Annotated in this window: 25 protein-coding genes; 21 read left to right on the top strand and 4 right to left on the bottom strand. The window is 34.6% G+C overall.

Annotated elements, in window-relative coordinates; all coding sequences use genetic code 11:
* Positions 1-10: 10 nt before the first annotated feature.
* From G4Z02_RS03400 to G4Z02_RS03355, 10 genes are all read left to right on the top strand, one after another.
* Positions 11-1,498, top strand: a complete 1,488-nt coding sequence (locus G4Z02_RS03400) for a class I SAM-dependent DNA methyltransferase (protein ID WP_258878461.1) — start codon at positions 11-13, stop codon at positions 1,496-1,498.
* Positions 1,488-2,813, top strand: coding sequence for a restriction endonuclease subunit S (locus G4Z02_RS03395; protein WP_258878460.1), 1,326 nt, complete (start codon positions 1,488-1,490; stop codon positions 2,811-2,813). The genes G4Z02_RS03400 and G4Z02_RS03395 overlap by 11 nt, the downstream gene beginning before the upstream one ends.
* Before the next feature lie 4 nt (positions 2,814-2,817).
* Entirely contained in the window at positions 2,818-5,970 is a 3,153-nt protein-coding gene (locus G4Z02_RS03390; protein ID WP_258878459.1) for a type I restriction endonuclease subunit R, read from the top strand.
* Positions 5,960-6,775 (top strand): abortive infection system antitoxin AbiGi family protein, encoded by an 816-nt coding sequence (locus tag G4Z02_RS03385; RefSeq protein ID WP_258878458.1) that lies wholly within the window; start codon positions 5,960-5,962, stop codon positions 6,773-6,775. The genes G4Z02_RS03390 and G4Z02_RS03385 overlap by 11 nt, the downstream gene beginning before the upstream one ends.
* 19 nt (positions 6,776-6,794) lie before the next feature.
* Positions 6,795-7,256 (top strand): hypothetical protein, encoded by a 462-nt coding sequence (locus G4Z02_RS03380; protein WP_258878457.1) that lies wholly within the window; start codon positions 6,795-6,797, stop codon positions 7,254-7,256.
* Positions 7,257-7,355: 99 nt separating this feature from the next.
* Positions 7,356-8,453 (top strand): PIN domain-containing protein, encoded by a 1,098-nt coding sequence (locus G4Z02_RS03375; protein ID WP_258878456.1) that lies wholly within the window; start codon positions 7,356-7,358, stop codon positions 8,451-8,453.
* A gap of 248 nt (positions 8,454-8,701) precedes the next feature.
* Positions 8,702-9,904: a helix-turn-helix domain-containing protein gene (locus tag G4Z02_RS03370; protein ID WP_258878455.1), complete on the top strand. Its 1,203-nt coding sequence runs from the start codon at positions 8,702-8,704 to the stop codon at positions 9,902-9,904.
* 115 nt (positions 9,905-10,019) lie between these two features.
* Complete coding sequence (locus G4Z02_RS03365) at positions 10,020-10,562, top strand: ribonuclease domain-containing protein (RefSeq protein ID WP_258878454.1); 543 nt, start codon at positions 10,020-10,022, stop codon at positions 10,560-10,562.
* Positions 10,563-10,650: 88 nt separating this feature from the next.
* Positions 10,651-10,986 (top strand): single-stranded DNA-binding protein, encoded by a 336-nt coding sequence (locus tag G4Z02_RS03360; protein ID WP_258878453.1) that lies wholly within the window; start codon positions 10,651-10,653, stop codon positions 10,984-10,986.
* A 169-nt stretch (positions 10,987-11,155) separates the two neighbouring features.
* On the top strand, positions 11,156-11,638 hold the full coding sequence (locus G4Z02_RS03355) for an SHOCT domain-containing protein (RefSeq protein ID WP_258878452.1): 483 nt from the start codon (positions 11,156-11,158) through the stop codon (positions 11,636-11,638).
* Between the two features lie 193 nt (positions 11,639-11,831).
* Here the strand turns inward: G4Z02_RS03355 and G4Z02_RS03350 are convergent, their stop codons facing one another.
* Entirely contained in the window at positions 11,832-12,914 is a 1,083-nt protein-coding gene (locus G4Z02_RS03350; protein ID WP_258878451.1) for an ATPase domain-containing protein, read from the bottom strand.
* 586 nt (positions 12,915-13,500) lie between these two features.
* Here G4Z02_RS03350 and G4Z02_RS03345 point away from each other — a divergent pair.
* Both G4Z02_RS03345 and G4Z02_RS03340 read left to right on the top strand, forming a co-directional pair.
* Positions 13,501-13,938, top strand: a complete 438-nt coding sequence (locus G4Z02_RS03345) for a hypothetical protein (RefSeq protein ID WP_258878450.1) — start codon at positions 13,501-13,503, stop codon at positions 13,936-13,938.
* A 228-nt stretch (positions 13,939-14,166) separates the two neighbouring features.
* Positions 14,167-14,718, top strand: a complete 552-nt coding sequence (locus G4Z02_RS03340; protein WP_258878449.1) for a class I SAM-dependent methyltransferase — start codon at positions 14,167-14,169, stop codon at positions 14,716-14,718.
* A gap of 68 nt (positions 14,719-14,786) precedes the next feature.
* Here G4Z02_RS03340 and G4Z02_RS03335 read toward each other — a convergent pair whose 3' ends face one another.
* Positions 14,787-15,770 (bottom strand): NAD(P)-dependent alcohol dehydrogenase, encoded by a 984-nt coding sequence (locus G4Z02_RS03335; RefSeq protein ID WP_258878448.1) that lies wholly within the window; start codon positions 15,768-15,770, stop codon positions 14,787-14,789.
* A gap of 217 nt (positions 15,771-15,987) precedes the next feature.
* On the opposite strand from G4Z02_RS03335, the gene G4Z02_RS03330 reads away from it, so the two are divergent.
* The 9 genes from G4Z02_RS03330 to G4Z02_RS03290 all read left to right on the top strand — a co-directional run bounded on the left by G4Z02_RS03330 (position 15,988) and on the right by G4Z02_RS03290 (position 22,960).
* On the top strand, positions 15,988-16,368 hold the full coding sequence (locus tag G4Z02_RS03330; protein ID WP_258878447.1) for a hypothetical protein: 381 nt from the start codon (positions 15,988-15,990) through the stop codon (positions 16,366-16,368).
* A 68-nt stretch (positions 16,369-16,436) separates the two neighbouring features.
* The gene (locus G4Z02_RS03325; RefSeq protein WP_258878446.1) at positions 16,437-17,066 is read left to right on the top strand and encodes a hypothetical protein; all 630 of its coding nucleotides are present in this window, start codon (positions 16,437-16,439) and stop codon (positions 17,064-17,066) included.
* A 111-nt stretch (positions 17,067-17,177) separates the two neighbouring features.
* Positions 17,178-18,878, top strand: a complete 1,701-nt coding sequence (locus tag G4Z02_RS03320) for a BMP family ABC transporter substrate-binding protein (protein ID WP_258878445.1) — start codon at positions 17,178-17,180, stop codon at positions 18,876-18,878.
* A gap of 66 nt (positions 18,879-18,944) precedes the next feature.
* Positions 18,945-19,457, top strand: coding sequence for a dihydrofolate reductase family protein (locus G4Z02_RS03315; RefSeq protein ID WP_258878444.1), 513 nt, complete (start codon positions 18,945-18,947; stop codon positions 19,455-19,457).
* A gap of 12 nt (positions 19,458-19,469) precedes the next feature.
* Positions 19,470-20,033 carry a hypothetical protein gene (locus G4Z02_RS03310; RefSeq protein WP_258878443.1) on the top strand — a complete coding sequence of 188 codons (564 nt, stop codon included), beginning with the start codon at positions 19,470-19,472 and terminating at the stop codon, positions 20,031-20,033.
* 117 nt (positions 20,034-20,150) lie between these two features.
* Positions 20,151-21,071, top strand: coding sequence for a glycoside hydrolase family 17 protein (locus tag G4Z02_RS03305; RefSeq protein ID WP_258878442.1), 921 nt, complete (start codon positions 20,151-20,153; stop codon positions 21,069-21,071).
* A 14-nt stretch (positions 21,072-21,085) separates the two neighbouring features.
* Positions 21,086-21,988 (top strand): glycosyl hydrolase family 17 protein, encoded by a 903-nt coding sequence (locus tag G4Z02_RS03300; protein ID WP_258878441.1) that lies wholly within the window; start codon positions 21,086-21,088, stop codon positions 21,986-21,988.
* A gap of 115 nt (positions 21,989-22,103) precedes the next feature.
* Positions 22,104-22,445 (top strand): hypothetical protein, encoded by a 342-nt coding sequence (locus G4Z02_RS03295; protein WP_258878440.1) that lies wholly within the window; start codon positions 22,104-22,106, stop codon positions 22,443-22,445.
* A gap of 89 nt (positions 22,446-22,534) precedes the next feature.
* Positions 22,535-22,960: a hypothetical protein gene (locus G4Z02_RS03290; RefSeq protein WP_258878439.1), complete on the top strand. Its 426-nt coding sequence runs from the start codon at positions 22,535-22,537 to the stop codon at positions 22,958-22,960.
* Positions 22,961-22,968: 8 nt separating this feature from the next.
* Here the strand turns inward: G4Z02_RS03290 and G4Z02_RS03285 are convergent, their stop codons facing one another.
* Together G4Z02_RS03285 and G4Z02_RS03280 are read right to left on the bottom strand one after the other, a co-directional pair.
* Entirely contained in the window at positions 22,969-23,445 is a 477-nt protein-coding gene (locus G4Z02_RS03285; RefSeq protein ID WP_258878438.1) for a flavodoxin domain-containing protein, read from the bottom strand.
* Positions 23,446-23,535: 90 nt separating this feature from the next.
* Positions 23,536-24,219 carry a metal-dependent hydrolase gene (locus G4Z02_RS03280; protein ID WP_258878437.1) on the bottom strand — a complete coding sequence of 228 codons (684 nt, stop codon included), beginning with the start codon at positions 24,217-24,219 and terminating at the stop codon, positions 23,536-23,538.
* Between the last annotated feature and the right edge of the window lie 6 nt (positions 24,220-24,225).

Raw genomic sequence — 24,225 nt, 5'->3', positions numbered from 1 at the left:
GGTACTAATTATGGCAAAAGTAAATTTAGGATTCGAGAATAAACTGTGGGAAATGGCAGATAAGTTAAGGGGTAATATTGAAAGCTCTGAATATAAACACGTTATATTGGGGCTTGTTTTTTTGAAGTACATCTCTGATTCCTTTGAAGAACGATATAACGAAGTGAAGCAAGTCTATCCTGGTATGGAAGAAGATCGAGATGCATACGAGTCTGAGAATGTATTCTTCGTACCGAAAGAAGCTAGATGGGATTATATTAAGTCACAAGCGAAACAACCTACTATCGGACAAGTAATCGATAATGCAATGATCCTTATTGAGCGTGAGAATGTTCCATTAAAAAATGTCTTACCTAAGAACTATGCAAGACCAGCTCTAGATAAGACACGATTAGGTGAGTTGGTAGACCTATTCTCTTTTAACGTAGGAAGTAAGGAAGCAAGAGCTAAAGATGTGTTAGGTAGAGTATATGAGTACTTCCTTAAGAAGTTTGGTAGTACGGAAGGTGAGTTTTATACACCACCCAGTATTGTTAAATTATTAGTAAATATGATTGAACCTTATAAAGGTAGAGTATATGACCCTTGTTGTGGTAGTGGTGGTATGTTTGTGCAATCTGCAAAGTTTGTTGAAGAACATCAAGGTAGACTTGGTGATATCTCAATTTACGGACAAGAATATGTAGCTACTACATGGAGACTAGCAAAAATGAATCTTGCAATCAGAGGACTTGATGCAAATCTTGGTGAAAGAGATGGAGATACATTTACTAACGATCAACATAAAACATTGAAAGTAGATTATATATTAGCCAATCCACCTTTTAATATTAAAGACTGGGGACAACCTCATTTATTAGATGATGTTAGATGGAAATGGGGAGTTCCACCAAAAACAAATGCGAACTATGCATGGATTTCACATATGATAAGTAAATTAAGTCCAAGAGGTACTGCTGGATTTGTTTTAGCTAATGGTTCTTTATCAACATCAAGAAGTGAGGAGTACGATATCCGTAAATCAATCCTAGAAGAAGGATTAGTAGACTGTATTGTAGCTATGCCTTCACAACTATTCTATGATGTGGCTATTCCTGTATCCTTATGGTTTGTTTCCAAAAATAAGAACGGTAGAAAAGATAAAGTATTATTTATAGATGCTCGTAAAATGGGATATATGGAAACGCGAAAACATAGAGAATTAAAAGATGAAGAGATAGAACAAATCTACACTACTTACCATAATTGGAAAAATGAAGAAAATTATGAAGATGTTGATGGATTCTGCAAATCATCTACAATTGAAGAAATTAAGTTACATGACTATGTTTTAACTCCTGGACGTTATGTAGGTATTGAAGAAGAGGAAGATGATGGTATTCCATTTGAAGAGAAAATGGATAGACTTACTTCAGAATTATCAGACCTATTTGAAGAATCTAAATCTCTTGAGGAAAAAATCAAGGAGAACTTAAGGGGAATAGGTTATGAGTTATGATGATTGGAGAAATGTAAAATTAGAAGAAATAGTTGAGATAAAGGGCGGGAAGAGATTACCTAAAGGACATTCTTTAGTAGATTATAAAACTACACATCCATATATTCGTGTGCGAGATTTGAATAATATTACAAAACTTGAGAAATTTGATGGGATTCAATATATTATTGAGGAGACATTTAGTAATATTTCACGGTACATTACTAATTATAAAGATGTACTATTATCCATAGTTGGGACTATAGGTTTAACGGGTATAGTAGGTAAAACATTGGATAATGCAAGTTTGACAGAAAATTGCGTTAAATTAACAAATCATTCTGAGAAAATTGACTATAGATTTCTTTATTATTACTTGAACTCACCCAATGGTATTCAAGAAATTAGAATGGGAACTGTAGGGGCGGTACAAGCAAAATTACCTATAAAAAACATTAAAAATATTAATGTTGTTTTACCACCTTTAGCGGAACAAAAAACAATATCAAACATCTTATCATCACTTGATGACAAAATAGAACTTAACAACAAAATCAATAAGAACCTTGAAGAAATGGCACAAGCATTATATAAACAATGGTTTGTTGATTTTGAGTATCCTAATGAAGATGGAGAACCATATAAATCTAGTGGTGGAGAAATGATAGAAAGTGACTTGGGATTAATTCCTAGAGGATGGGAAGTCGGGAGTCTAGGAGATCTTGTAGCTACAACGATTGCAGGTGACTGGGGTAAAGAAGCAATAACTGGTAACTATACTTCTGAAGTTGTGTGTATTAGAGGTGCAGATATAAACTCAATCAAAGTTGGGGATAAAGGAAAATGCCCAACCAGATATATACTTAATAAGAACTTTCTCAAGAAGAAATTGAAAGCTGGAGATATAGTAGTTGAGATATCGGGGGGAAGTCCTAAACAGTCGACTGGTAGAACAGCTTTGATATCAAAAGAATTTATACATAGATATAATGATAAGGTTATATGCACTAATTTTTGTAGAGCTATTGAGCCAAAAGACATAAATTTATCACCTTATATAAGTCTTACTTTTGAATACTTGTATAACAATAATGTTTTCTTCAATTATGAGAATGGGACTACTGGAATAAAGAATTTTGATTTGAAGTTTATATTGAATGAATACAAGATTGTAATCCCAAACAAAGAATGGATAGACAGACTAGCTAGTTTTTATTTGGATACTTATGAACAAATACAGCAGAATGGTAAAGAGAATGAAGTGTTAACCATAACTAGAGATACACTATTACCAAAACTAATGAGTGGAGAGATAGAAGTACCTATTGAGGGGTGATGAAATGGGAGTAAAAGTATTTTATGAGTCGGATGTAGAGGAAGCTGCTTTACAGTGGCTAGAAGAATTAGGATACAATATTGAGTTTGGTCCTAATATCTCATTTGACGGGGAATATCCTGAAAGGGATTCATATGAAGAAGTAATATTAATTGAGCGCTTACGAGAAGCGCTTCTTCGTATTAATGATACAGTTCCAAGACAAGTCATTGAAGATGCGATTAGAGAGATCACCATTCCTAAACAAGTATCTTTGATTGCTAATAATCATGCCTTTCATAAGATGATTAATGAGGGAGTTACTGTCCTACATAAAGAAGAGGATGGAAGCACAGTATATCCAAACATCCAACTCTTTGACTTTGAGAATATTGAGAACAATGACTTCCTTGCTGTGAATCAATTCACTGTTGTTGAGAACAGAGTTGAAAAACGTCCTGATATAGTTCTTTTTGTCAATGGTTTACCATTGGTTGTCTTCGAACTTAAAACACCTTCGGATGAGAAGGTGACAGTTCATCATGCTTACAGACAAATCAAGAACTATCAAAAATCTATTAGTAATTTATTTGTCTACAACGCATTCAATGTTATTAGTGATGGACACGTAGCTAAAGCTGGTACGATTACTTCAAATGAAGAATGGTATATGTCTTGGCGTACAATAGATGGTATTAATATTGCTCCTAAAGTATTACCTCAACTAGAAACCTTACTAAAAGGTATGTTCCGTAAAGATATCTTTATGGATATTATCAAACAGTTCATCTTGTTCCAAGAGAACAACAATGACTACAATAAGATATTAGCTGGATACCATCAGTACCATGCTGTGAATACTGCATTAGAAAGCACTTATACTGCTACTAGTGAAGATGGGGATAGACGTATTGGAGTTATATGGCATACACAAGGTAGTGGTAAATCACTATCTATGGTCTTCTATGCTGGTAAGATGGTAATCTCACAAGAACTATCAAATCCAACTATTGTTGTAATAACAGATCGAAATGATCTAGATGATCAATTGTTCTCTACGTTCTCTAAGTCAAAAGATTTATTACGTTCCTATCCACAACAAGCAGAATCAAGAGACCATCTAAAAGAACTATTAGATGGTAGAGATTCAGGAGGTATCATCTTTACTACTATACATAAGTTTGCTCCTAACGAAGAAGGGTTAGTGACACCTTTAACAGAACGTAAGAACGTTATTGTTATGGCTGATGAGGCACATCGAAGCCAGTATGGTTTTAAAGCTGAAGTTGTAAAAACAAAAGAAGAGGCATATGAGAAGTATGGCTATGCCAAACACATGCGTGACAGCCTTCCAAATGCCTCATATATTGGTTTTACTGGTACACCAATAGAAACTACTGACAAGAACACAAGAGCAGTCTTTGGAGACTATATTGACGTCTATGATATGACCCGTGCAGTGGAAGATGGAACAACCGTTAAAATCTACTACGAAAGCCGCATAGCGAGAATTGACTTCACTGAAGAATACGAGCTTATAGATGAGAATTATGATGATATAACCGAATACCAAGAAGATGTCCAAAAAGAAGGTCTCAAACGTAAATGGGCACGGTTAGAAGCAATTGTTGGAGCTGAACCTAGAATTAAGGTTGTAGCTAAAGATCTTGTAGAACATTTTGAAAAACGTCAAGCTTCTATGGAAACCGAAGTTGGAAAAGGTATGATCGTAGCTATGAGTCGTAGAATTGCTGTTGAACTACATGATGCAATTATTGCACTAAGGCCTGATTGGCTTTCAGATGAGTTGATGAAAGGTAAAATAAAAGTCGTTATGACAGGTAGTTCTTCAGATCCTGAGCATTGGCAAACACATATCGGTAATAAACAAACTAGAGATACATTATCTAGACGTATGAAAGACAATGACGATGAACTACAACTCGTAATAGTACGTGATATGTGGCTTACAGGATTTGATGTTCCAAGTTTACATACCATGTATGTTGATAAACCTATGCAAGGACATAACTTAATGCAAGCAATCGCACGAGTGAATCGTGTGTTTAAAGAGAAACAAGGTGGACTTATTGTTGACTATATAGGTATTGCAGAAAGTCTTAAAAAAGCTCTATCTCAATATACAGATAGTGATAGAGAACAAACTGGAGTAGATACAGAACTAGCTGTTTCTGTTATGATGGAGAAACTGGAACTGGTGCGAGAATTACTTCATGGGTTCGACTACTCTCTATATTTCAAAGGTAGACAGACAGATAAACTCAAAATCATTATGGCTACAATAGACTATATTGTTGGTTTATCGATTAAGAGAAAAGAAGATTATATCAAACTAACTTCAGAACTCACAAAAGCTTACTCTCTTTGTGCTACTACTGAAACAGCAGAGAAGCACAATGTTGAGATAGGTTTCTATAAGTCTGTAAGAGCGGGAATTATCAAACTTACTACTGATAACAATAAAAAGAAATCAAGAGACCAACTCGATAGAGAGTTGAATCAATTGATTTCTAAGTCCTTAAAATCTGACAAGGTTATAGATATTATGTCTGAAATAGGTTTAGCTAAACCTGATATCTCTATCCTATCAGATGAGTTCTTAGAAGAGTTCAAGAACATGGATCATAAGAATGTTGCAGTTGAACTTCTCAAACGTCTTATCCAAGGTAAGATCAGAGCATTTTCACGCAAAACAGTGGTTCAGTCAAGATTGTTCTCTGAAATGTTAGAGGATTCCCTAGCTAAATATCACAAGAGACTTATTGATTCTACTATAGTCATTGAAGAATTGATAGCCTTAGCAAAAGATATTACTAAAGCTGCTGAAGCTGGTAAAGAATCTGGACTCACTGAAGATGAATATGCATTCTATCAAGCACTTGCATCAAACATCAAGGCTCAAGAGGTAATGGGTATTGATGTCCTCAAAGATATTGCCAAAGAGCTAACTGTTAAAATTAAAGCAAGCACTACCGTAGACTGGAACATTAGAGATTCAGTTAGAGCTAAAATGAGATTCGAAATCAAAGTGCTACTTAAGAAATACAAGTATCCACCAGATGATCCAACAGACCCAAACAACTACGATCGATCAGTGAAATTGATTATGGAACAAACTGAATTGGTGTGTGAAAATGAGGTACAATATGGCTTATAAAACTAACTCATTGTTTCATTTTACAAGAGATATAGACACTATTATAAGTATTTTAGAACATGGATTTATACCCTTCTATAATAAAGAACAAATTGATGATTTATTTGGGTTTGAGGAAGAATTATTTGATTCTGAATTAATAGATGAACTAGGATCGAGTACCTTCCCAATGGTATGCTTTTGTGATATCCCATTAACAAGCATAAAAGAACACAAAACAAAATATGGTGGAATTGCCATTGGAATGAAGCAATCTTGGGGTTTGCATAATGGGTTGACCCCACTTTGGTATTATAGCTCAGAGATGCCTATATACACTGAGATGAGATTATTGGTGGCAAAAGTGACAGATTCAAGAGAATATCAAATGTCTAAAGAGGTACTAGATGGAGATTCTTTATATCTACAAACAAATGCTCTAAACTACCTAAGATTGATGAAAACTTATTCAAAACCAATGATAATCAGGAAAGATGATAAGGTTACTAGGTACTATCTAGAAAATGAATGGAGATTCGTACCGAATAAGAATGTGTTTGAAGATACGACAGGCAAAAGTTTGTTCATTTGGGAAGAACAGATGAACCTGTTCAACAAAGATATTCGTGATGACTTAAAAAGTGCCTTCAAGTTAAAACTTGATATTAAAGATATTGAATATATTATTGTTGATAATAAAAGCGATATTGAAATTCTCATAAAGAAGATTAGAGACTGGTCGAAAGAAAGAAAGTATAAAGAGGAGTCTATTGATTTGTTGCTAACCAAAATAATTTCTCTTTCACATATAAGTGCAGATTTTTAGTATTAAGAAGAGGTAGTTTATGGCCGATTACAATTTCAGTGGTTTTGCATGTATAAAGAACGTTCTCGACACAATCGAAAACGACATTCAAAATCCATCTAAATTCAAAAGAATGGTTTACAACAAACCAAAAAGATACCAAGTATTGAAACGAAAAGATACAAAGGTCTTGGAACCTTCTTCTAATAACATCTATTTTATATTTGATAACCTTGGTAGGTGTCAATATATTGGTAAGAAGGAAAATAAAAAGGGTATTAACACACGTATCAAGTCTCACATTGTGCAAAACACTCAAGCAAAAACAAAATCTTGCATAAAGAAAATCTATGACTATATAATGACTTTGCCAATTCCTAGTAGGTTTGTATATTATAAATCTTTTTTGATAGAACCACATTGGATGGCACCGGCAGTTGAATCATATTTTATTACACTCTTTAAAAAAAAGGGTGAGGCAAAATGGGTGAAAAGAAAATAGAAGAAGGCTAGGTAGTATAAATTCATAAGACTAGTACATTGTGAAACGATTGAACTGGTTTATGAAAATACTTAAATTAGGCTTGGATGGAGAGATATAATGGAAAATGCTATTGTAATAGATACAAATTTTCTAATAGAACAACGAAAGGACAATTACATAACAAGATTTATAGTAGAGTGTAAAAAACAATATGATGTTTTTGTCCCTGAAATTGTTGTTAAAGAGATTAAGAACATTAAAGCAAGAGACATAAAAAAATCTTATGAAAAAATAGAGGTACTAAAAGAAGAGTTAGTAGAGTATGTTGAGATAAATAATAAAGTAAATCTTGAAGACAAGATAATACTTTATGAGAAGTCACTTGATAAATATATTGATCATCATTTTAAGGATAAAGTTATCAGCTACAATAAGAAAAAGATGCTTGACAAGTTACTTGAAAGAGATCGATATAAGTTACCACCTTTCAACAGCAATGAGAATGCAAGCGACAAAGGTTTTAAAGATAGTATGATATGGATTAGTCTTCTAGAGTACTTTGAAATGAAGAAATATCAAAACCTATACTTTATAACATCCGACAAAGGATTTCTAAACAACTCTAATGCTTTGAAAACTGAGTTTCTAGATGAAACTAATTTTTCAATGTCAATAATAGATGGAGGGCAGCTTAATAAGCTAGAGAAAGAACTTCAAATAACCATTGATTACGATGAAGAAAACAAAGATTCCATCGAAGAATCTCCTTTAGATAAAACTAAACCAGAGATTAATTATGATGAGTTGAGACAACAGGCTTTAGATAGTATGGTAAGTATATTTTATGATAGATTAGAAATTTGGAATGGAGATGTTCATTTTGAACCCCGATTTAATGTCTATAATGAATTTAGTATTGCATCAATTAAAGAGATTTTAGACAATCTAAACATATTGATAAAAAGGAATTGGTTTGAACATTCTGTTAGAGCTGAAGATCTTTTTGATTCCTTAGATATAAAAGTTAAATGCAATGTTGGAATTCCTGTTGAAGATATCAAAGTTTTAAATAAAATATACGAAGCATTGAAAGACAAAAATGAAGAATTATTGGATGCATTAATACATTCTTTTCAAAACAAACTACTTGAAGTACGTATTAATGAAAAGAAACCTGTTTATATTGAAGTGTCGGAAGATGATCTGCCATTCTAAAACAAGAAGAGACATTTGAAAATTTTTGTTATACTTTATTTTGTAAAATGATAAAATAAAAATAAGGGGTAATTTACTTCCGAAATAGTTTGATACATAGTCTTAATACCGCTTAAGTAAAAGAAAGTTAATGAGTGGTTTACTTTACTATGTATCATTTTTATATTGTAAAGGAGAAATTAACTATTAGTTGCTTACAAATAAATCACAACTTGACTATAATGAAGTTATCAAAAGGAGGAATCAAAATGAACACAGTTGAAATTGGAAAATTTATCAAAGAGCAACTCAGATTAAAGGGACATACACAAGAGAATTTGGCTGATTATCTTGGTATATCCAAACAAGCAGTATCTCAGAATTTAAGTGGTAAGAGTTCATTTGAGATCTCGAACCTAATGATGATTGCAGAGTTTCTAGATGTAAAAGTGGATGACATCCTATATGCTGGTTCAGAGCGAGAAACAATGTTAAGCAAGTTTTATAACCAAGACATTGATAAAATCAATCCAGATTTGGCTCCTGAACAGCCTGATAGTAATGGTAAGACATTATTAGACTATTGTATTGAGAGTAACGATTTAGAGAAATTCAAATTTCTCTTTTCTAAACAACTTATCATTGAGTCACTGAATAACAATCCTCGATTTGTTGCATTTCTTATTAAGAACAACGATTTGAAATTACTACAGTCGAGTTTCCGTACTCCGATAAAAGATGAAGAAGGCAATGTTGTTAGTTATCATCATGGTAAATTAGAGATACCTAGATTATCAGAGAGAAGCGGTTCGCTAAGAATAGGTAAGAAAATTTTACCCATGTATGCAAACCTCTCAGAGAATATGAAGGAATACGTTTCTGCCGTTCTAGCTTGTACCAATGACGAGACATTAAAACTTATTCCCGAATTAAGATTAGTGAGAATGGGAGACAGGGGTGTCCCTAAACTAGTTCAGGTTGCAATAGAGAAAGATGTAGTACATATTCTTAAGTACTTCCTCGATAGAAGCAAATATAATGTGAACAAGGACATGTTTGACTTTGCGATTAATTATGAGGCTACAGAGTGTGCTAAGTTCCTATATGATAACTATGATCTAAAGACTGTTGAGAATCTCTTGAAAATTAATGATCGAGCATACGTTCAAGATAGAGTATCTAATATGAATCTTAACAAACATCAGATGTCCAATGGAATCATTGATGCAGTAAAAGCAAACGACTTGATGGCTGTCAAAGCATTGATCAACATAGTTGATAAGAAATCTCTAGATCTAGCCTTAGAAGAAGTGAATTTTGAAGATGGACTTGCTATTGCTAAAGTACTACTTGATGCTGGAGCAGTGTTCAGTATCCCAAATGCATATGATAGTAATCATAGATTCAATTTGAACTCAGTTACATCTGCTGTAAAGTTCCTTATGGATAAAGTGGATGAATCAGAAGATTAGAGATAGTATAGACAAGTTTCTTTTAAGTTTAGAACAAGAGTCATTTAGAAGAAGGATAAGATACATTTTCCTTCCTGTGGTACTTTTTCTGTTAATTATGTCAATGAGTACAGATGTGAATGCTAGACGTTATAAAACATATACTGATTATGATCATGTCGCAATGTATATACTAGAGTATGATGAATTGCCTAGCAATTACGTGCCTAAGTCACAAGGAGTTGCTCCTGGGGAATACGATGTAACAGTTTATGCTGTATACGACAATACTAGAGATCCAGTTTTACTACCAGACGGATATTCATATACTGAAGCATATATCAATGCCACAACAGATGATGTTGGTGCTGAGCGATTTGTTTTCTCAAGTGAGCAGTTATTTTATACCAACGATCATTATGCTTCATTCATTGAAGTTACTAGATGGGATTTACTTGGCTCTCATTATATCTTCCTATCATTCTTTTGGATTTCGATAACAGGTAGTGGTGTAGTAACAATAGTACTGGTTCGTAAAGGATACTTAACTCTAGATGTAATAAAGACAGATGTCAAACAAGATTTTCTGGTTCTACAAAACATAGTGAAAGTGACAATCAAGAAAATAAAATCACCTAAGAAGTCAAATACAGAGAATACAGATGATACAGTTCAATAGTATCATCTTTTTCTATTTTAGGGCTGCATTTAGGCGCTTAACCGGTTATACTTAATACATCAACTATAGTTGAAAGGAGTTGATTTCCATGTTGAATCAAGTCATTTTGGTAGGTAAGGTTACTGGTATATATGACTTTGTTACTAGTGCTGGAAATCCTGAAGAGTTATTAATCTCGTTGTTGGTTACTAATGTAAACGAAACAGAAAACCACACTGATGAGATTAATGTAAGACTATCTAGGCATTTATCAAATGCTATTAAAGAACATATCGAGGTTGGAAGCATGATCGGAGTTAAGGCACACTTAGAGATCATCGTAAAAGACTTAACAGTTGTAGCTGATAAGGTTACTTTTATCAGTCTTGATAAAACCAAAGACATCGATTATGACAAGTACATTGATGGAGCTAACGAAGTCTAACTCTGTAGTTAGTATGTTTGGGAAGGAAAATACATCCCCCTTTAATGTCTTTCTTGGTGAAGAATGATCAAGTTTTTATGAAAAATTACACTGTGCGGGACTTTTTGTAAGCAGTTTTTATTGATTACATGATTACTTCTGGTTTAATATAGGATTATGGAGGTGTAACATGTTAGTAGGTACAATGTTTAAAAAGGGGACTAGAGAAATGGTCCTACCTTTAGAATTTGATGATGCATTTAACTTATGCATAAATGCTGGTAACGACATTGGTAAGGTAGTTAGCAACAATAGGGGAATTGGTTCAATAGTAATTAAGTGCCCAATGAAATTCTTTCCTCCATTGAATCCTGCCAAGTTAAGAATTACTTTTAGTCGAGTTGAAGATGGAACGAAAGTTAATATTCAAGCTGACTCAATGGATGGATCTGTTGGATTCCAATCAGCACCTAGATGGATTGATAAATATCTTGAATCTATGAACACAAGATTTAGTAGGATAGATAAATCCAAACACTTTAAACCGAAAATTCAGAAGCAAGATACTGACGTTACTGAGCGACTAGAAAAGTTAACTTCTTTAAGAGACAAAGGTATTATCACTGAGGATGAATACAACACTAAAAGAAAACAAATAATTGATGATTTATAGTATCTATAATCAATATAGTTGTGACTCTCTCACAATTACGGATTAGAGGTTAATTTTACTAATCTTGAGAAAGCTACTGGGATTTTTATTACAAAAACACTTCTAAATCACATTGATATAGGAGTGTTTTTGATTGTTTATTTGTGAGAACCCATAATGATAATAAGTATTTTAGTTGTTATTGAGGCATTATCTACCAATTTGATTCGAGTTGTTGTATAACATATGGAATAAGTTCATCTCTATGGTAGTTTAGCTGCTCAAGAATTTTTGTATAAGATCTCTCCTTAATGTAGATACTTAACTGAGGAATGTTGTATGTCTTCCAAGGGTCGTTTTTAGTGAAGTACGGGATGTATTCCTCTTTCTTTTTATCATAATACTGATACTCTTCAAGCCATTCCTTTACAGCAAAAACATTAACAGCGCCTTTACCCTTGAAAAGTACTAGATTTCTTGAAGAGTCCGAATCTCCACATCTAGACTTCAAACTCTGAAGTTTAACATTGAAACCTATTGAGTTTGACGCCTTGTCAACTGTTACATATTTCTCGTTTATGTATTTCCCCTTTTTTGCCCATAACTCAACTGAGGTGATATGTTTTAGAGCATTCCCACCAGCAGAAGTGGTTTTAGGGTTGAAGTCGTTTAGTTTTTGTCTTGCTTGATGAACCATGATTAGACTAATGTCAGAGTCACCGATAATAGTGTTCAAAGCTCTTGATGCTTTAGACCACATTGTTGCGATTTTTCCCTTTTGTTTATTAGATACATCCAAATCATCTTTCTCTTTGGATTCTTCATCCACAACTTGTGTTACAGAATCAATTACAATTACGGCAGTATCTTGACCTTTCGCAGCCTGGTTAATAAAACTCACAATGTCTTGTATAGTTTTGAATGATAGTAGATAAAACCTGCCTTCTGGATTTGATTCAGGATGGTACAACATATCTGTGTATTCCATTTTGTAGATCAAGTCTAGTTTTGCTCCATTCTCAACATCAATGTAGTAAACAGTCTTGTTGTACTTCTTAACAATGTTTGCACAAGCTTGTAAAAGTATGGTTGTTTTTCCTACACCGGCTTCTGAACCAAAGCCAACTATGCTTCCCATTGGGAAACCACCTTCAAGTAAATCATCCAAAGGAATTATTCCAGTAGAATACTTAGGAGTGCGCTCTACTTGTTGTTTAGAACCCTCTTTATAATTACTTAAACTATTAACTAAACTTTTTTTAAACAAATCTTTATTGAAGGATGTCGTCTTTTTCATTTCCTTCTCCTTTTCTTCTTATTTCGTTTATTATTACTATAGTGATTTCTTTATAGGTGCGGCAGTACCGAACTATCATGTTTAAGTGATCAACTTATGCTGTAGGTCTTATGAAGTCTGTATTTGAACAGAGCCTAACATTGTTTAGTGCCACCCTTTCCCGAAGGCAATGTGGTAGCCAGTTTATGACATGATCACCGATTGCAACATCCTTTCTTTTAACTTTGGAACTCTTGTTGCAATTCATACTCCCCTTAATAGTCGTGCCAGGGAGTGGACCTGTTTTTGTGGTGCGTCTATGTTGTTATCACCCGCTTTCTTTAGTATAATTATTGTATAGGGTAAGGTAATGAACTTTACTAGCTTATTGGAGTGCTGAAAAAACATATAATCGGACTCCAAAACCGTTAGTACGGGTTCAAATCCTGTCACCCCTGCCACTATATAAAGTAAAGAAGCCAAGATAGGCTTCTTTTTGTTTGTGATGTACACAATTATATCGATAAGACCATTGTGCATTTGCTGTCTTACATTAGATTTCTAGATGTGATATAATTACTATAATGTTGAGTATTGGAGGGGTAGCATGAATATACTAAAAGAGTATAGAAACTATAAGAAAGACTTGTTCTATAGGCCGTTGGGGGCAATTATTTTAACAATGATTCTCTCATTATTTTTCACTCTTGGTTATGTTATTGAAGCTATAGATACAACATTTGTCTTAGTTAGTGGATTTATAATGATAGGGTTAAACATCATTATGATACCAAGATTAATAAGAGGGTTAAAACTCATAGATGATATGCACTTAAACACTAAGGTACTCAAAGGAGAAGTTTCTAAAGTCTATGATTTTGTTTGGTTTGATACAAGGGGTCACAATACATTAGTTTTTGTTGTTAATGGTATTAAGTTCTACATTCTATGTAAAGATAAGATGCCTAAAGTTAGTGATGAGATATCAATCACTTATTTGCCAAAATCTAAGGTAGTAATTGATTTTGAATATATTAAAGGATAATTCTGAAATACTCCTCGTGGAATGTTTCTTTATTTATGTGGAGGTAGAGTAAGTATTACATTTTGGGTCTCTAAATCTTTGGTACAGTTCAAATCCTGTCACCGCTACCATTATATAAATAAAAGATGCCAGTTATTGCTTCTTTTTTTGTTTTCATATAAAGCACACGGATTAATTACCTTTAAATATGCATTGAATTTTGCTAGAATTATCGTAGGGAGTGATTTCATGTCTTCATATAATAAGTACTATAAAAAGGCTAATTATTTTGGAAAACCATATCCTGAATTAATACGTTATTTTGATCGATTTGATCGATCGAGTATGATATTAGATGTAGGTTGTGGACAAGGGAGGGATACTCTAGAGTTAGGTCGTATGGGATTTTCTGTAAGAGGAATAGATATATCCGATGTTGGAATCAATCAATTAAATGAGATCGCAACGAAAGAGAAATTAGATGTCGTTGGTGAAGTCACAGATTATAAAGATTTTGCGAGTTTCCAAGAATACGATATCATTTTAATGAATTCGATGTTTCATTTTTATAAAAACGATATTGCCGAGGAAACAAGGTCCATTAATCGAATTATCGATAAGATGAAGAATAACGCGCGATTCGTTCTCATTGTACAAGAGAGTGGTTTTAGAGTTAAGCATTTGAATGAAATTATTACGAAATCAAAGCACTGTTTAGAAGTGGATTATCAAGAGACCTTTTTGTATCAAGAGTTTAATTCATATTTTCACTTCGTTTCCATCAAAAAAGTAACTATTTGATCTAGAGACCGAATGGATGGTTTTTCACCCACTTATTCTAGGAACAATATAAAGTAAAGAAGCCTATTTTAGGCTTCTTTTTTTACGATTACTGTTACATTTCCCACTTTGTGACCTGTTTCGACATAGGTTTGAGCTTCACCTAGTTTTGATAATGGATACTCGTTACCATGTAATGGTGTTAATTCGTTGTTACGGATAAGTTCTTCGAGGTACTCAAGATCACTGATTTTTTGTGCTGGTTTTCGTAAACCCGCAGCCATGAAACTAGCTCTTCGTTTGGTACTGTTCTTTTTGAATAATGCTTGAAGCATGATTCCTGGTGTAGGCACAGTAGTTATAAAGAGACCATGTTCAGTGAGGGCTTGTTTGGCTTTCGAGTAGGATGCTTTCCCTACGGTATCAAAAATTATATCATAGGTGTTTTTATTTTGTGTGAAATCCTCTTTGGTATAATCAATCACTTCATCAGCACCTACATTCATAACAGCCTCTACATTGTTGGTACTACATACACCGGTTACATGGCATCCAAGGTGCTTTGCAATCATAACAGCCATGGAACCAACAGCCCCAGAAGCACCATTAATTAAAACAGTATCTCCTTTTTTCGCTTTTGCGAGTTCCCTCAGAAAAGGTAATGCGGTTATACCTCCATCCAATAGTGGAAGGGCATCTTTATACTTGATATCATTTGGAACTTTCTTGATGGCTTCTTTTGTATCAACTGCGACATATTCTGCATACGCTCCAAGCTTCATTCCGTTGGTACCATACACCAGATCGTCTACTTTAAATTCTGTAACACCACTACCAACTTGAACGACTTTGCCAACAAACATTTCTCCATGAATGGTCTTCTTCGGTTTTGTCAGTCCGCTAAATAAACGAGCGACAAATGGTTTACCAGAACGGAAATTCACATCCGTTGGGGAGACGATGCTTCTATAGACTTCAACAAGAATCTCGTTCTCGGATGGTATTGGTTGTTCAACATCCATTAGTCTATATACTTCTGGGCCGCCATATTTGGGGCAATACATTGCTTTCATATTTATTTCCTCCTTGTCGTGTTTGGTTTACTATATGTAAAACAAACTTTACACTGTAATGATATCTTAATAATCGATTGATGTCAAGTAAACTTTACATATTTTTTAAAAAGTTTTTCGTTAAGTCTTTGAAGTACCTCCAATTAACAAGTATTGGATTGCATGATTCAAGAAATCATAGTATCCTAAAAATATAACGAAGAAAGGATGTAAAACCATGAATCAAGATAAGCGTTCTACACAGAATTTGAAAGAGACAATTGACATTCACTTGGATTCCAATGTAAATGGGGGTTTTTTAGACAAATTACACAATCATTATACAGAGCTTGCACCAAGTAAATATTACAATCAAAATGTCATTGAAGTTGAGAACCACCATACCCGAAAAAGATACTCCATCAGGGGAGAAGAGACAATGGATGTTCCAAAGCGAAAATTCCTGAAGTATGTTATTGAAGATGGTTCGACGATACAGATTGAATATCATGAGTCATCAAATACAATGACTATAATCATTGATGTGTATGGAGAAACCGTTGAGAATATCTTAGATAAATCAATTGAAATCAGAACGAAACTAATAGAAGCTATCTAAAGCTTCTTTTTTCTGATTGATAGATAAAGCTGTTTTAATATATAATAGTTTGTATAAGGAGGCATCATATGAAACGATTAAACATAGTTGTTACACTATTCTTAGTGGTTATATTAATTGGTTGTGGTTCAAATAATGAGATGGCAGAAATGCAATTAGAGATTGACAATTTAGCTCAATCTATTATCGAACTGAATAATGATAAAACTACTCTTCAAAATCAAGTAGATGAACTACAATTGATGAATGAGTATCTTGAGAGTCAAATTTATGTTCCAACACATGAAGAACAGATTGTAGAGATAGTAGAACGCTTTTTTGTCACTCTTAATCGATCATATACAGAGACGGGGTATAACTATTTTGATGATTGTGCTGAAATAATTATCGGATCTTTTTACACTGATACCATAGAATATATTGAGTACATGAAGTCTGAAATAGCACAATATGGTATGATGGAAACTTATTTTGTAGCGGTTGAAGAGGTATATGAGTATGAAGATATTACAATAGAAGAGATGAATCAATCATATCCAGATGTAGATTTTACCAACTTAGAAGGGGTATATGAGGTGCTGTTTATTTCAATAGACCTATATCCTGAGAATGAGTTCTATGGTGATTTTGAATATATAATGGATGAGTTAGGAATCGTTAAAATTGATGGTGAGTACTATATCATCGATATGTTCTAAATCAGATTGTCTATAGAGATTATCTATGATAAAATATTAGTACTACAAAGAGGGATGAAAACGAAACATGGACTCAAGTAGTCTGTGTTTTTTTACATCAAGGAGGAAAACATGAAAAAGATTGCTGTTATGTTAGGACTAGTATTGAGTGTGTTTATACTCAGTGGATGCGAGACTGTTCAAAAAGAGACATTTACAGTAACATTTGTCTATAATAGTGACACTACAAATGTTGTAAAAGAAGTAGTAGAAGGACAGACGGTATCCGAACCTGTTCAACCAACCAAAGATGGGTACGATTTTGGTGGGTGGTTTAGTGATTCGTCACTGAATGTTCCATATGATTTTTCCAGTACTGTGAATGGAAACTTAATGCTGTATGCAAAATGGGACGAAGTCATCGTGACCTATCAAGTATCGTTTTACGATGGTGAAGCAAGTTTATCGACTCAGGATATCGTATCAGGTGAACAAGCACAAACACCGACAGATCCTACAAAAGGAGGATATAGCTTTATTGGATGGTATACAGACGCAGAGTATACAAACCAATTTAACTTTGAGACGGCAATTGATCGTGATATCAGCTTGTATGCAAAATGGGATGAAGTTGTTGAATACTACACCGTTGAGTTTATCGGTTCCAGCGGTAGTGTACTGTTCACTCAAATTGTGGAAGAGGGGAATTATCCTACTTTGCCTGATAATCCGTTTAAAGATGGATATACATTTGATGCATGGTATCAAGATGAATCATTCTCTACCATCTACAATTTTGAAACCCCAGTAGATTCAGATATATCTGTATATGCCAATTGGAATATAACCTCTATGTGTGGTGATTCTGAAATTGATCCTAATTATTATACAATAGGTATGGTTACAGATACCGGCGGTATTGATTATTCATTTAACCAAATGACATGGGAAGGAATCGTTGCATTTGCATCAGAGAATAATATCCCAGAATCGAACTACTGTTACTTAACGTCATCTTCGGATGCGGATTATCGTCCGAACATCGAAGAGTTTATTGATAACAACATTGATTTGATTGTCGCCCCAGGATTTTTATTCTATGATGCGATTTTACAACTTGCGAGTGAATACCCGAACCAACAATTTCTTGTCATTGATAACTACGTGGATGCACCAAATGTAGTATCTGCATTATTTACTGAACAGGAGCAAGGATTCCTAGCCGGTGTTGCAGCAGCGTTAAAAGCACAAGAAGCAGGACAAGATACTGTTGGCTTTATCGGAGGAATGGACTTTTCCCTAATTCAAGAGTTTGAAGCCGGATATGAAGCTGGTGTATGGGCAGTTGATCCAACGATGACAGTGTTAGTTGATTATGCAGGGACATTTGCGGATCCGGCTATGGGACAAGCTTTAGCTGTCAAACAATATGATTTGGGTGCTTATGTGATCTTCCATGCTGCTGGTGGAACCGCAAATGGAATCATTTTCGAAGCGAAGTATCGTCGGAGTGATGGAGACGACGTATGGGTTATTGGTATCGATCTCGATCAATATACGGATGGACTCTATAATGAAACAGATTCAGCTGTATTAACATCAGCGTTAAAACGCATGGATAATGTGGTTAATATTATTGCAACTTCATTGATCGAGTTGGATGCTGTTTACGGAGAAATAATTACATTCAATTTGGCCTTAGGTGGTGTAAGTCTACCACCTGTAAATCCCAATCTATCTCAATCACAACTAGATACTATTGCCGAGTATGTTGAGGATGTTTTACAAGGTACGATTCACATTCCATTAATACCATCTCGACTCGATAACTAAGTAACTTATAGGAGCCATCACTGGCTCCTTTTTGTTAGTGGTGGTATAATAAGCTGAGGTGATATGATGGCATATGTAATTTTACAACTTGCTCTAAGTCTGGATGGGAATATCGCTCGACCCAATGGGGAAGTCGATTTTTTAGGAGATATAGAACCATCTTTTACACCGGTTTTTGAGTCGTTTATAAAGCAAATAGATACTATTGTTATGGGGCGTAATACCTATCAAAAAATGTTAGAATATGGGGACATTCCATTTGCAGATAAAACGATAAAAGTATGTACTACTAGACCTGCTAAAAATTCGGCGCATCACGTAGAGTTTGTAAATTGTGATATTCGAGATATCATTGTAAATGAAACAGGAACGGTCTGGTTATTTGGTGGTGCACAACTAATTAAGCAGTTCATCAATGAGGACTTAATCGATGAAATGCAATTGTACATAGTACCGTATATCATTGGACGTGGAATACCATTGTTTATGGATAATCAAGGACTTCATCTTGAGTTGGTATCATCACAAACATTTGGCCAGAATGTGTTTCTAACGTACCGTAGGCAATCAACAAAATAAAGAGGTGATGTCATGATTTATATTCTGACTGGAACTGCTAAATCTGGTAAAACAGTAATATCAAATTGGATTCATGAGCGGTATAATATTTCAGTATTATCCACCGATCACATCATGATGATGCTTCACTATAGTAACGAAAAACCAGCACTTGATATCGATGCCTCGGACCGGAGTGTCTCCAAAGTAATGGAACCCTATCTGTATGGACTCATTAAAAGTATGATTGATAATGATGAGGATGTGTTAATAGAAGGAGTCCACTTTAATCCGGAATTTAGTCATCGATTGCTAGAGGATTTTCGCAATCATGTACAGATTGTATATCTTGGATACATGGATGTATCAACACAAGATAAAGTTGTTGAGTTATTTCGGTACAAGAATCAACTACATAACCCGTGGATCTTCAATCATTTGGATCAACCGATTGAAGAGATTGTCGAGTATCTGATTCGTGAGAGTCATCGTATTTATAAGGAATGTCAAGAATATGATTTAACGTATCTTGATATTTGTGATATAAATACCCAAAAAGAAGATATTATCGCGTTGCTAATGGAAAAATCAAAATAAGCCTATCTCAGGCTTTTTTTGTGCAAAGTACCAAACCTTTCGAAAACGTTTTGGATTGGTTGACAATCTGGTAAATTATGGTATATTCAAAGTAGAGAAAATAGTGAGGTGACAATTGTGTCAAAACCAAAAAAAGAAGAAATGCGTTATTTAAATGTGAATCGTTATTTACTTCATAAAGGTCGTTTACAGTTTCAATCCACAGAAGAATATGAATCTGAAATGAAATCTATTTTAGATCATAAAATCTTTGGGATTAGTTTCTCACCTTATTTAGAAGGACAAGATCCTAGTGAGAAATCGGTTATTACCGAACAACAAATTGCCGATCGTTTAGAAGTGATCCGCCCATATACCAATTGGGTTCGAACATTTTCCTGTACACTAGGAAATCAAGAAGTTCCTCGGATTGCCAAAGAAAAAAGCTTAAAGACATTGGTTGGTGCTTGGATTGATACCGATTTAGAAAACAATGAACTAGAAATCAACAATGCAATTCAAATTGCACAAAATGGGCATGCGGACATTCTCGCTATCGGGAATGAAGTACTGCTACGTGAAGATTTGGAATTGGATCAGTTAATCTCGTATATCCGCCGTGTCAAAGAAGCAGTACCCCATGTCAAAGTTGGCTATGTGGATGCGTACTACATGTTCATTAATTATCCAGAGATTGTCGATGAATGTGATGTCTTACTCGCGAACTGTTATCCATTCTGGGAACACTGTAGTTTGGAAATCAGTGTCGATTATATGAAGAAAATGTATCAACTTGTCAAAGATAATTCCAAAGGAAAAGAAGTATTGATAAGTGAAACAGGATGGCCAAGTGCGGGTAGCCAATATGGTGGGGCTGTACCATCCTATGAAAATGCGATGAGCTATTTCATTCAAACACAAAACTGGGCACTACAAGAAAATATACCACTATTTTATTTCTCCTCATTTGATGAAGTATGGAAAATCAATCACGAAGGTGAATACGGTGCATACTGGGGCATTTGGGATAAAGATGGAGCATATAAATTTAACAAATAGAACGGAGCTTTACAATGAACAAAATACCGTATGGACGTGCGATATGTTACTCGGGATTCCGTCATGGCCAAAGTCCAATACTTGAAGTTTTTCCTACATATGATGAAGTAAAAGAAGACTTGTTATTACTCGAAAAAGATTTTGATTATATTCGGATGTATCATCCAAATCAACATGCAAAAACTGTACTAGATGTGATTCGGAAGGAAAATATCCAACTCCAAGTGATGCTAGGAATGGATTTACTTGGAGAATTAAATAATCCCAACTGTGCCTGGGGTGGGGATTATACGATTGAAGAATGTGCGGAAAATATTCGCAAGAATCAAGAGGCGTTGTTTCAATTAATCAACTTAGCCAATGAGTATGAAGATATTGTGTGGAGTGTATCTGCAGGCAATGAATCAGTTCCAGACTGGAATGAGAATCTTGTTGATCCACAACGTGTACTCTACTTTGTCCGTCAATTAAAAGCGTATGTAAATCAACCGGTCACTTATTGTGATAATTTCTATTACTGGGGTAATAAACTTACTGAAGTAGCTGAAGAAGTGGATTTCATTAGTATTCATACCTATCCTGTTTGGACTGGTAAGAGGATTGCTGAAGCGTTTGACACAAGCATTGAAGAATACAATTCAGTGAAGAACTTGTATCCCGATAAAGACGTTATGATTACCGAAGCCGGTTGGCCCACAACCTCAAACGGTTCAGGCATTAACCGCTATGTAGCAAATGAACAACACCAGTTGATGTACGTCAATCAAATGCGTAAGTGGAGTATAAAAAATAAGGTGAAAGTGTATTTCTTTGAGGCGTTCGATGAACCATGGAAAGGTTCATCGGATGAACATGAACCAGAAAAGCATTGGGGGTTCTATACTGTACACCGACAACCAAAACAAATTAAACGATAAAGAGAATCTGACGATTCTCTTTTCTTCTATCTATGAATGTTGTCTAAGCGAGTTTGATTTGATACAATAAAGAGGTACTAGTGTATCAAAACAGTATACGAAATCAGGTGACATAGTGAAAACCTTATTACCTAAAATTATAGTCGATATCTTATTATTCCAAGTTCTTTTCTGGATTATTCTGATTGTATTCGAAGCAATCAATCAAGAAAGTATGCCACTATGGATAGTAATCCTACTTATCATAAATGCGCTTTGTTATGTTCTTGCAGCATTTATCGTAATTCAAGGAAATCCGCTTCTTGAATATGGTGTCGCAGTATTCATTGGAATCAATATTGTGATGACACTATTCGATCAAATAGGTACAATTGATCTCGTCATTCTATTTGTCAATGTGATTACACTGGGTCTACTTGTGTGGATGTTTGTGATAGAACGCAGACCAGATGAGTAATATGAATGTTAGAATTGCACCATCTTGTATAATCCAATATTCTTGATATAATATCTAATATAATTACTACAACATAAGGGGGATTCACCATGAATCTAAAATTACCATTTATCATTTACGAGTTAACCATTATTGTAAACCTAATATTCTATCTATTATTGTTTATTGAAGGAACTGCGACCGTTGCTATTTCAATGTTTGTCATCCATGTCTTCTTAGGTCATTTTATCTTATTAAAAAGTGAGAATGTTCAAGATGTCATATCGTTATTTTGGATGTATACGTTAAATATCATGCTATTTTCCTTCATCTTAGTTATGACACCAATATTTAGTGGTGATGATGTTACATTCTATATTCTTACGGTCGTCGAGTTAATCGCTGTAGGGTATGGCGTATATTATCTTAAACAACTAGTAACAAGTGAAAAGCAACTATTGATGGATGTTCAGCCGAAACTTTATTGGATATTTATAGCTGTTGTTGCACTTAATGCATTACTTACACTAATATAAAAGGAAGCCTACTTGGCTTCCTTTTCATTTACCCATTTTAAGAACTCTTCTACTTTTAACTCATTGTGGATTTCTTTGTTTTCCTTTAAACCAAGACGCCGCCGTACAGTAAATTTATCTTTTAAAGATAGTGACTTATAATCAATCTTCCCACCACAATGAACGATTTGTGCATGATAAAAGATATCTGGTGGTAGGGAGGTTTGAACAGCTAAATTAAACTCTGCGGTATTCATTCCAGCACAGAATATTCCAAGGCGCTTGTCCATGAGTTTGCGTTTTTTACGTTGGAAGAAGCGCGAAGTATAGTGTTCAATTTCACCGACGTAGATGGGAGCTCCAACCAAGACCGTATCAAAGTCTTCAAGGCTGTAGTCTTCTTCGTGAATGTCTTTTAATACACTACCTGGTATATGTTTGTGCATGTTCTGTGCACATTCTTCGGTGAATCCTGTTCGTGTTTCGTACAAAATGATTGTTTTCATAGAAATCCTCCTTGTGTTGTAGAAGTATTCTTGATGTTAATTTTATTATAACTGATTCTAAATAATAAAAAAAGCGGAAGTTCATTCCGCTTAGAGTTTGATCGCTTCCCCTGGTTCTAGAATTTCGACACGGTACTCAAGTAGTCGTCCTTTAAATATATAGGGATCAGCTTGGATTAAACCAAAGGTGTTGTAGTGCATCGGTATGGTAATTTTTGGTTTGATAAATTCGACGGCTCGAATGGCATCATTGATGTCCATCGTGTAATTTCCTCCTATCGGAAGAAACGCTACATCGATTTCATCTTGTTCGAGTAGTTTCATGTCGTAGATTAATCCAGTATCTCCGGCATGATAGACACTAGTACCATCAACGGTAATTAGGAATCCACCAGGGTTCCCACCTTCGTGGACTCCATCTTCATCTTGGTATGAGCTACCGTGTACAGCGGGTGTCATTTTGACACGTCCAAAGTCAAAGGTAAAGGCTCCTCCAATATGCATTGGGTGAAGTTTGAGTGTTTTATCTTTTCGTCTAAACAAAGAGCAGAGTTCAGCGTTGGCAATAATCATCGCGTTGTTCTCTTTCGCAATTTGTAAGGTGTCTCCAACGTGATCGCCATGGCCATGAGTCACAAAGATATGGGTGATACCTTGTGTATGAGTAGGATCCTTCTTATATACCGGATTATTGGTTAAGAACGGATCAATCAACGCCTTAAAATCATGGTGTTCTAATAACACCGCAGCGTGTCCTAAAAATGTAATTTTCATCGTTGT

It is taken from the genome of Candidatus Xianfuyuplasma coldseepsis (assembly GCF_014023125.1).
Classification (GTDB): domain Bacteria; phylum Bacillota_I; class Bacilli_A; order Izemoplasmatales; family Izemoplasmataceae; genus Xianfuyuplasma; species Xianfuyuplasma coldseepsis.
Note: the sequence above shows the minus strand (reverse complement) of the source record. Positions and strands in the feature narration are given on the sequence as shown.